Raw genomic sequence first — 9,761 nt, 5'->3', positions numbered from 1 at the left:
CAGGCTGAATCAAAAAATAACATTCTCGTTCAGCCGGGCTGCGTATATTACGCTTTTCGCCCGCAGAGTCAAGCGCTTATTCGCTTTTCTCCGCCCGACCTCACAATGTTTATCAGCGTTGTGTCGGTCAGTGGTGGCGCATTATAGGGAATTCTTTGACGCTGGCAAGCGTTTAATTACAAAAAGAATCCATCCGAACACCAATTAAGCAAAAACAGGGCTAAATTGCGATTTAATGAGCAAAATGATAAAAAAAGAGGCAGTTTTCTGCCCCCTTATCTCTCACTGACTTTATTCTCTCGTTAAAGATAAAGTTATTGCTTCGCTACGATATGGTTATTTTCCACATCCAGAGTAACTCGTTTTCCTGGCAATAGTTGGCCGGAAAGTATCTTTTGAGCTAATGGGTTTTCGATTTCCTGCTGGATAGCTCGCTTCAATGGCCGTGCACCATAAACAGGATCGAACCCTGCTTCCGCCAACATGTCCAGCGCTTGCTGAGTAATCGTCACCTGATAACCACGTTCTTCCAGACGCTTGTACAAACGTTGCAATTGGATATCTGCAATCTCTGATAAATGACTACGCCCCAATGGATGGAACACAACAGCTTCATCAATACGGTTAATAAATTCAGGTCTGAAATGATGGCTAACAATTCCCATCACCATATCTTTCATTTCATCATAATTCAGACTACCAAAACGCTCCTGGATCATGTCTGACCCGAGATTAGACGTCATGATGACAACCGTGTTGCGGAAATCGACGGTACGACCTTGCCCATCAGTCAACCGACCATCATCCAGCACCTGCAATAAGATATTGAATACATCCGAGTGCGCTTTTTCCACTTCATCAAGCAGAATAACGGAGTAAGGTCGACGACGAACCGCTTCTGTTAGATAACCGCCTTCTTCATAACCAACATACCCCGGCGGCGCTCCTACCAACCTTGATACGGTATGTTTTTCCATAAATTCAGACATATCGATACGCACCATTGCATCATCGCTGTCAAACAGGAAATTCGCTAACGCCTTGCACAACTCAGTTTTACCAACACCGGTTGGACCAAGGAACAAGAATGAGCCAATCGGACGATTTGGATCAGCTAATCCAGCACGGCTACGGCGGATCGCATTAGATACTGCATTGACTGCCTCATCCTGACCAATGACACGTTTATGCAGCTCTTGTTCCATGCGCAACAGCTTGTCTTTTTCACTCTCAAGCATTCTGGCAACAGGAATACCTGTCCAACGAGCAAGAATTTCTGCAATTTCCGCATCGGTAACTTTGTTACGAAGCAGTTTCATATGCTTAGCTTCAGCTTGTGTGGCTGCGGCAAGCTGTTTTTCCAATCCAGGTATTTTCCCATATTGAATTTCAGACATCTTCGCTAAATCACCACCGCGGCGCGCCTGTTCCAAGCTGATACGGGCATTTTCCAATTCTGCTTTTATGTGCTGAGTACCCGTTAGCGCGGCTTTCTCAGCTTTCCATTCTTCTTCCAGTTCAGAATATTCGCGCTCTTTTACGATCAGCTCTTCATTAAGCATTTCAAGCCGTTTTTTACTGGCATCATCAGACTCTTTTTTCAGCGCCTGCTGTTCTAACTTCAATTGGATAACCCGACGTTCCAGACGGTCCAACGCTTCCGGTTTTGAATCCATTTGCATACGTAAACTGGCACCCGCTTCGTCGATCAAGTCGATAGCTTTATCCGGCAACATACGATCTGAGATATAACGGTGAGATAATGTTGCTGCCGCGACAATTGCAGGGTCGGTAATTTGTACATGATGATGTAACTCATAACGTTCTTTCAGACCGCGCAAAATAGCGATAGTGTCCTCTACGGAAGGTTCTGCGACATAAACTTTTTGGAAACGGCGTTCCAGCGCTGCATCTTTTTCAATGTATTGACGATATTCATCCAGTGTTGTCGCACCAACACAGTGAAGTTCGCCACGAGCCAAGGCTGGTTTTAACATGTTGCCAGCATCCATTGCCCCGTCAGCCTTACCCGCACCAACCATAGTATGCAATTCGTCAATAAACAGAATGACATTGCCTTCCTGTTTAGCAAGGTCGTTCAGCACGCCTTTCAAACGTTCCTCGAATTCACCACGATATTTAGCCCCTGCTAATAGCGCCCCCATATCCAAGGAAAGGACGCGCTTATTTTTAAGCCCCTCAGGAACTTCACCATTAATGATTCGTTGAGCAAGCCCTTCAACAATGGCCGTTTTACCGACCCCGGGTTCACCAATTAAGACCGGATTATTTTTGGTACGGCGTTGTAATACCTGAATAGTGCGGCGAATTTCTTCATCACGGCCAATCACCGGATCAAGTTTGCCTTGTTCAGCACGTTCAGTCAGATCAATAGTATATTTTTTCAGGGCTTGGCGTTGATCTTCCGCTCCCTGATTATCAACTTTTTCACCACCACGCATTTGTTCTATTGCCTTAGTGATTTTTTCTTTTGTTGCGCCAACAGCTTTCAATATGTCACTTAACGTGCCACGTTCTTCCAATGCTGCCAGAACAAATAATTCAGAGGAGATAAAATTATCCCCGGCTTTTTGCGCTAGTTTGTCGCACAGATTTAAATGACGAACTAAGTCATTGGATGGTTGTACATCACCACCAACCCCCTGTACCCGCGGCAAACGTTCTAAAGCCAGCTCAAGCTGATTGCTGACACGGCTCGCATCGATTCCAATTGACGTTAATAATGGGCGAATAGAGCCACCCTCTTGTTTTAACAGTGAACTCATTAAGTGAATTGGTTCGATGAACTGATTATCATGCCCAAGTGCAAGGGACTGGGCGTCAGCGAGAGCAAGCTGGAATTTATTAGTAAGACGATCCAGACGCATAACACCTCCAATACTGTTCAGAATGTTGCTACTGGAGATTAAATGAGGCCATTCCTCAAATATTCAAGGTTATTCTGAAAAGCAAATTGTGAGATATTTTCTCTTATGCGCCAACGGATCGCCCTACGGGATAGGTTATATCAGCCAGATTAAAGTTGCCATACGTCCGGTGATCCCATCACGCCGATAAGAGAAAAATTTCTCTTTATTAGTGACAGTACACTCACCCCCGCCAAAAATCGCATTCACACCAACAGATTGCAATTTTAGTTTTGCCAACAAATAGATATCCGCTAAATACTTTTCGCCAAAAGGTATAAAAGCTTGGCTCAAATCAGCATGCTGGCTAGTGAACGCTTGCAAAACTTCATTGCCGACTTCAAATTTTTTCGCACCAATCGCCGGCCCTAACCAAGCTTGGATCTGGTGAGGTTTAGCTTTAAATTGAGCGATAGTGTTTTCCAGTACGCCAGTGCATAAACCTCGCCACCCCGCATGGGCAGCGGCAACCTCATCACCGGCAGAACTGCAAAATAGTACAGGCAGGCAATCCGCCGTCATCACGGCACAAACCTGCCCAGGAATATTGGTATAAACAGCATCAGCTCTCTTATCTTCCAGCGGCTGACCATTAAGTCTCACAACGCGCGTACCATGAACCTGTTCTAACCAGACTGGTTGCTGAGGCAGTTCTGCCATTTCCGCTAAAATATGCCTGTTTTGTTCAACAACATCAGGTTTATCACCAACATGCTTACCCAGATTCAGGCTATTGTAAGGTGATAAGCTCATTCCCCCTAAACGGGTAGAACTACAGGCTTTTACTGTCGTCGGTTGCGGCCAGTTTGGAAAAATAAGCGGGGTCATTCACCAATCCATTTCGTCTTTAAACGCTTCTGCATCTGCTTTTAATGCCTTAACCAGCATCACCATATCTTCAGGTAATTCAGCGTGCCATTCCATTTCAATGCCGGTTATCGGATGATAAAGGCGCAGCATCGTGGCGTGCAATGCCTGACGATCAAAGTTACGCATTACCTCGCGAAATTCATCAGAAGCCCCTTTCAAAGGACGAGGACGACCGCCATACAAAGGATCGCCTACCAATGGGTGACTAATATGGGCCATGTGAACACGTATCTGGTGTGTTCTGCCTGTTTCCAGTCTGAGGCGCAGACGAGTATGCGCCCTAAAATGCTCCATTACCCGATAATGGGTAATAGCCGGTTTTCCCATTGGATGCACTGCCATATGCGTTCGTTTTGTTGGATGACGAGAAATGGGTTCTTCAACGATTCCGCCAGCGGTCATACGACCTATCGCCACCGCTTCATATTCACGGGTAATTTCGCGTAGTTGGAGTGATTCGACTAAACGTGTTTGAGCGGGAACCGTTTTAGCAATGACCATCAGCCCTGTCGTATCTTTATCAAGACGGTGAACAATGCCCGCCCGAGGGACATCGGCAATTTCAGGATAACGATATAACAGCGCATTCAATACCGTACCGTCTGGATTTCCTGCTCCCGGATGAACGACCAAATCACGCGATTTGTTTATGACTAGAATGTCATCATCTTCATAGACAACATTTAACGCAATATCCTGAGGTTCCCAACGCGCATCTTCTTCAATGATGGCATCAATTGCAATTTCTTCACCTCCCAGCACTTTTTCTTTTGGCTTATTGATTAATTTGCCATTAACCTGAACTCTGTCATCCAAGATCCAATCTTTTATGCGTGATCTTGAATAATCAGGGAACAATTCAGCCAAAGCCTGATCTAAACGTTGGCCGAGCTGAGATTCGGCGACTGTTGTATTAAGTCGAATTTGTTGTGCCATATATTGTTTCTACACTTACGTTGAGTTTTGACGGCAGAGCCGTTTAATTTAATATAGTGTGCTATTGTAACTCGATCTTTTGCCGGGAGCTTCATGGATAGTCTCCCAGAAAACACTCAGAGGATAATCAACACGTGATGATACGCATAAAATATCTGGTGGCGGCAGCCACATTGAGCCTGGTACTTTCCGGGTGCGCTGGTAATAAAAATGCTGTCCCCGACAGCCCACCCGCGGAAATTTACTCTAAGGGTCAGGAAAAGCTGCAAAATGGTAGCTATGGAGATGCGATCAAGCAATTGGAAACCCTCGATAATCGCTATCCATTCGGCCCTTATTCACAGCAAGTACAACTCGATCTGATTTATGCTTATTATAAATCCTCTGACTTGCCAATGGCGCTTGCTTCTATTGACCGCTTCATTCGCCTGAATCCAACTCACCCCAACATTGATTATGTTCTGTACATGCGTGGATTAACTTCACAAGCTTTAGATAACAGTCTATTGCAAAGTTTCTTCGGCATTGACCGCTCAGATCGTGATCCTGAACACGCCAGGGTAGCATTCAAAGATTTTAGCCAATTAGTCCGCTATCATCCTAACAGCCTATATACTGCCGATGCTATTAAGCGTTTAATGTTTATCAAAGAGCGCCTGGCAAAGTATGAACTTTCTGTTGTGGAATATTATAACAAACGCGGCGCCTATGTCGCGGTGGTAAATCGGGTTGAGCAAATGTTACGTGATTACCCTGATACACAGCCGACTCTCGCAGCACTGCCTTACATGAAAAAAGCTTATACACATTTGGGTTTAACAGCTCAGGCAGATAAAGTAGCAAAACTCATTGCTGCTAATCCTGTATAAAAAAGCAGATGATAAAACAGCGGTTGGCGCCGCTGTTTTATTTTTACTTGTCAAATCCAAAAAAACCGCTTATTCATTAGGAGAATAAAAGACTCAACTTGTCAATAGTGTCTTATTAGCTTCAATCCTGCAATAGATATTCTTTGTATTTTTACCACTAATCACAATTACTTCAACTAGTTGCCTCATACCTGATTAAATAGTGATTTAGATCACCTTTTCCATGAAAAAGAAATGTATGCTGAAATTATTGAAGGTGGATAATCAATAATGAGAGGTAACTATATGATAGTGAATATTACCAGCAAACAAATGGAGATTACCCCGGCAATTCGCAACCACGTGGAAAAACGTCTAAGCAAACTCAATAAATGGCAAGTAAATCTGATAAATCCTCATATTATTCTATCAAAAGGGCCTCAAATTTTTAGGGCTGATGCAACCATAAGTATACCGAATGGTATGCTAGTCGCCGGTGCGAAACATGAAGATATGTATATTGCTATCAATGAATTATTAACAAAATTGGAGCGCCAATTGAACAAAGTTCAGCATAAGGGAGAAGCACGCCGTACTGACAACAGTGTTAAAGAATTAAACCTCAACCTAGAAGCACAACTAGAAACAGAACCAGAAATATCACAATAAAATAACAATGACTTGCCTCTAACGCGTCCAATTTGGACGCGTTTTTTGTTGACAGAAACAACAACATAAGGTTAATTAACGAAAATTACCGTAACCCCTTGTCCAGTGCGGATGGCTGCCGATGAAATGGAAAGCATAATGGAAAGCTTCGCCCGGTTGGACAAAGATCGGTCACATAAACTATGAATATGAGAATATGATGAATACAAACCTGTTTTTCTCTTCTTTCTTTTTTACCTTCCCCTGAGGGAGGCTTTCGTCGTTGAAAAAAGAGTGAGAAGACGAACAGTAAGCCTCCCCATCGGGAGGCTTTTTTCTGTCTATTGCAAACCTATTATTATCAGAATGTGAATAACCCATTAGGAACCCATTTATGGATCAAAATAATTTGCTGAAAATACGGGAAAAAGTCAGCGAACTTGATTTAAAGTTACTGATTTTACTAGCAGAGCGTCGCCAATTAGCTTTTGATATCGCACAAACTAAGTTACAGGATAATCGCCCCATCAGAGACAAGGATCGCGAACGAGAACTACTAGATGTCCTAATTAAAAAAGGGAAAAACTACGGGCTTGATGGCTTTTATATTTCGCGTCTCTTTCAGATGATCATTGAAGATTCCGTACTCACTCAACAAGCATTATTGCAGCAACACCTAAATCAAACACCCCAAGATTCAGCGCGTATTGCATTCCTCGGTCCCAGAGGTTCCTACTCTCATATCGCAGCCCGCCAATATACCGCACGCCATTTCAATCAATTAATTGAATGTAACTGCCATAAGTTCCAGGATATCTTCTCCCTAGTTGAAACAGGCCAAGCGGATTACGGAATGTTACCCATTGAAAATACCAGCTCTGGTTCCATCAATGATGTTTATGACTTGTTGCAACATACCAATTTGTCAATTGTGGGAGAAATAACCCTTCCTATTGACCATTGCCTACTCGTTGCAAGAGACACAACGCTATCAGAGATCAAAACGGTTTACAGTCACCCTCAACCATTCCAACAATGTAGCCAATATATTAATCAATTCCCACATTGGAAAATTAAATATTGCGAAAGCACTGCCGCAGCAATGCAAGAAGTCGCTGAACAGAATTCACCAGAAATTGCAGCTTTAGGTAGTGAAGCGGGCGGCGCACTTTATCAGTTACAAGTTCTGGAACAGAATCTAGCCAATCAATCACATAATATTACTCGTTTCATTATTGTTGCCCGTCAGCCTATTGAAGTTGCAGAACAGGTACCGGCCAAAACGACATTTATTATGGCAACCGGACAGCAGGCAGGCGCGCTGGTAGATGCGTTAATGGTGCTGAAAAAACATAATATTATTATGAGTAAACTGGAATCTCGCCCGATTAACGGGAATCCGTGGGAAGAGATGTTTTATATTGATGTCCAAGCTAATATTCGTTCAATTAATATGCAACACGTTCTGAAAGCATTGGCGAAAATCACTCATTCATTAAAGGTATTGGGATGTTATCCAACAGAAAGTGTGGTGCCGGTTAATCCTTCCTGATTAAAAAGAACCGGGTATTAAAATATCCGGTTCAGATTATTGGCTTTCAACATTTTTATTATCAATGAGAAAATTTTTACTGCCTTTAACCTTCGGTTTAAAGGCTTTTTATTTATTTCGTAAACCCCGACTTTCTCAGCTTAAATACGTTTATCTGAATGTGACAAAACCGGTGTTAATAAAAACCACGTTTTATCTGTCGCCACGGTTTTAAAGCCTGGAAAAAACCGCAAGCATATCGTGAAAAAGAAGGCAAAAACTTTAATCATTAAAGGTAAAACAGAAATGATTAAAGCTTTTTTAAAGCAAGTAAAAAATCTGGTGTTATACTGACACCGGAAGAGAAAACATCAGAAAAGACAGGTTTTAAACTTATTAACAAGGTGACAAAATGACAACATTAACCATAGAACAAGAATATGAGATTGTATCAAACCATTTATCAAGAATATCCACATTAAGAAGATTTGCGCAAACAAAAGATGTTGAATGGTTAGATGATGTTTACAAAGCATTAGAGGTAGTCGTTCAAGAAAACAAAGAAATCTTCAGATTAATGAGTTTAGAAGCGGAACAAAAAGAACAAAAACGTTTAGAAATATTAAGGCTGATTGAAGAAACCGGCCTTGATCTTAAGACCATTAATATACCTGTTACCGTCTCTAGTTTTAAAGCTAAAAAATCAAATGCAGGAAAAGGAAAGACGAGAAAACCTAAGTATCAGTTTAATGAAAATGGAGAAGTTAAATACTGGTCAGGAAACGGGAAAAAACCATCAGGTTTACAAAAACTCCTCAATGAAGGTCATTCATTAAATGAGTTTTTAATTCAAAAATAAAACGCCTCAGAATGAGAATAGCCTCATAGGTTTATCATCTGTTTAATACTATTTACTTTCCTTTTTTGCTTGCATTCGCTTTTTGGGGCGATAGCAAGCGTCTTTTTATGGGCGATTAACTCAGTTATTAATCAAGAAAATGTTAAAAGAACAGGCGCCAATTAATGCCAAATTTTTAAAAGGTAAAGGATATCTAAAAAGATGTCTGTACATTATTCTGTTTATTTTACATTTAATTGACCATTTAAAAACACAAATACAGAAAGATTAATGCTTTTGTATAAAAAGCTGATTTAACTTAATCGATGCAACTTTTCATAAAATGGGGATAAAACGGTTAATCTGTCAGGATTTAAGCCCTGAAAAGAGAGTTGATTATGTGACTGCTCCCCGCCGTATAAACGGCGAGGCTTCCCACTTCTCAGGCCGCCACCGTCGATGCAACGGATTTACGCTGGCCTCCGTGGGCAGAAACGACGAGTCCCGCCGCCTGTAATTCCTGTATGCCCTTGCGCTCGATGTTGAGCGCTGCGTTGATATCACGATCATGTTCGACACCACAGCAAGGACATGGCCAGCTCCGCTTATGCAGCGGCAGTTCTGGCATTTTGTGACCGCAACAGTGACAGGTTTTCGAACTGGCGAACCACTGATCCAGCTTCACCAGATGAACCCCTTTCTCTGCGGCTTTGTATTCCAGTTTCTTGATGAAGCCATGCCAGCCCGCATCGCCGATAGCGCGAGCCAGCCTGGGATTCTTCATCATGTTGGCCGATTTCAGTGTCTCAACAATTATCGCTTGGTTTTCGTCAACCATTGTTCGGGAGAGTTTGTGTTGAAAATCGGCGCGGGCATTCGCTACCCGCTCGTGTACGGCGGCAAGCCTCTGTCGTGCTTTACGACGGTTGGCGCCGCCTTTTTGTTTCCGGGAGAGGGCCTTCTGTTTACGCCTCAGATTACGGCCGGCATTGATAAGATGACGGGGATTGGCCATCTTATCTCCACTGGATTTGATAGCGTAGTGAGATAATCCCATATCCAAACCTGTCATCTGGGTTATCAAAGAGGGCTTCTCGGGCGCGGCCATGCCATCATCACAGAGTATCGAGGCGTAGTATTTGCCGGTGGCTGAACGACTCAGG

General features: G+C 42.8%; 8 protein-coding genes and 1 other annotated feature. Of the genes, 4 read left to right on the top strand and 4 right to left on the bottom strand.

Annotation, left to right across the window (positions count from 1 at the left end; all coding sequences use genetic code 11):
* Nucleotides 1-314 precede the first annotated feature (314 nt).
* From clpB to rluD, 3 genes are all read right to left on the bottom strand, one after another.
* Nucleotides 315-2,888: an ATP-dependent chaperone ClpB gene (clpB, locus tag Phpb_RS05910; protein ID WP_065389567.1), complete on the bottom strand. Its 2,574-nt coding sequence runs from the start codon at nt 2,886-2,888 to the stop codon at nt 315-317.
* Nucleotides 2,889-3,023: 135 nt separating this feature from the next.
* Nucleotides 3,024-3,755: a purine nucleoside phosphorylase YfiH gene (yfiH, locus tag Phpb_RS05905; RefSeq protein ID WP_065389566.1), complete on the bottom strand. Its 732-nt coding sequence runs from the start codon at nt 3,753-3,755 to the stop codon at nt 3,024-3,026.
* A complete protein-coding gene (rluD, locus tag Phpb_RS05900) occupies nt 3,756-4,733 on the bottom strand; it encodes a 23S rRNA pseudouridine(1911/1915/1917) synthase RluD (RefSeq protein WP_065389565.1) in 978 nt (325 codons plus the stop codon). It abuts the gene before it with no gap.
* 137 nt (nt 4,734-4,870) lie between these two features.
* On the opposite strand from rluD, the gene bamD reads away from it, so the two are divergent.
* From bamD to Phpb_RS05880, 4 genes are all read left to right on the top strand, one after another.
* Nucleotides 4,871-5,602 (top strand): outer membrane protein assembly factor BamD, encoded by a 732-nt coding sequence (gene bamD, locus Phpb_RS05895; protein WP_036782316.1) that lies wholly within the window; start codon nt 4,871-4,873, stop codon nt 5,600-5,602.
* Nucleotides 5,603-5,887: 285 nt separating this feature from the next.
* Nucleotides 5,888-6,250 carry a ribosome-associated translation inhibitor RaiA gene (raiA, locus tag Phpb_RS05890; protein WP_036782348.1) on the top strand — a complete coding sequence of 121 codons (363 nt, stop codon included), beginning with the start codon at nt 5,888-5,890 and terminating at the stop codon, nt 6,248-6,250.
* Between the two features lie 198 nt (nt 6,251-6,448).
* Nucleotides 6,449-6,568, top strand: a sequence feature (Phe leader region).
* A gap of 55 nt (nt 6,569-6,623) precedes the next feature.
* Nucleotides 6,624-7,781 carry a bifunctional chorismate mutase/prephenate dehydratase gene (pheA, locus tag Phpb_RS05885; RefSeq protein ID WP_065389564.1) on the top strand — a complete coding sequence of 386 codons (1,158 nt, stop codon included), beginning with the start codon at nt 6,624-6,626 and terminating at the stop codon, nt 7,779-7,781.
* Between the two features lie 391 nt (nt 7,782-8,172).
* The gene (locus Phpb_RS05880) at nt 8,173-8,619 is read left to right on the top strand and encodes an H-NS histone family protein (protein ID WP_046395558.1); all 447 of its coding nucleotides are present in this window, start codon (nt 8,173-8,175) and stop codon (nt 8,617-8,619) included.
* A gap of 421 nt (nt 8,620-9,040) precedes the next feature.
* Here Phpb_RS05880 and Phpb_RS05875 read toward each other — a convergent pair.
* A partial coding sequence (locus Phpb_RS05875) for an RNA-guided endonuclease InsQ/TnpB family protein (RefSeq protein ID WP_131817494.1) occupies nt 9,041-9,761 on the bottom strand: 721 nt, incomplete at its 5' end.

This window comes from Photorhabdus namnaonensis (assembly GCF_001684335.1).
In the GTDB taxonomy this organism is placed as follows: Bacteria; Pseudomonadota; Gammaproteobacteria; order Enterobacterales; family Enterobacteriaceae; genus Photorhabdus; species Photorhabdus namnaonensis.
Note: the sequence above shows the minus strand (reverse complement) of the source record. Positions and strands in the feature narration are given on the sequence as shown.

Bases quoted from the DNA above. Each gene is read 5' to 3' on its own strand.
- pheA (WP_065389564.1), top strand. From the start codon at position 6,624: ATGGATCAAAATAATTTGCTGAAAATACGGGAAAAAGTCAGCGAACTT.
- raiA (WP_036782348.1), top strand. From the start codon at position 5,888: ATGATAGTGAATATTACCAGCAAACAAATGGAGATTACCCCGGCAATT.
- Phpb_RS05880 (WP_046395558.1), top strand. From the start codon at position 8,173: ATGACAACATTAACCATAGAACAAGAATATGAGATTGTATCAAACCAT.
- yfiH (WP_065389566.1), bottom strand. From the start codon at position 3,755: ATGACCCCGCTTATTTTTCCAAACTGGCCGCAACCGACGACAGTAAAA.
- rluD (WP_065389565.1), bottom strand. From the start codon at position 4,733: ATGGCACAACAAATTCGACTTAATACAACAGTCGCCGAATCTCAGCTC.
- clpB (WP_065389567.1), bottom strand. From the start codon at position 2,888: ATGCGTCTGGATCGTCTTACTAATAAATTCCAGCTTGCTCTCGCTGAC.
- bamD (WP_036782316.1), top strand. From the start codon at position 4,871: ATGATACGCATAAAATATCTGGTGGCGGCAGCCACATTGAGCCTGGTA.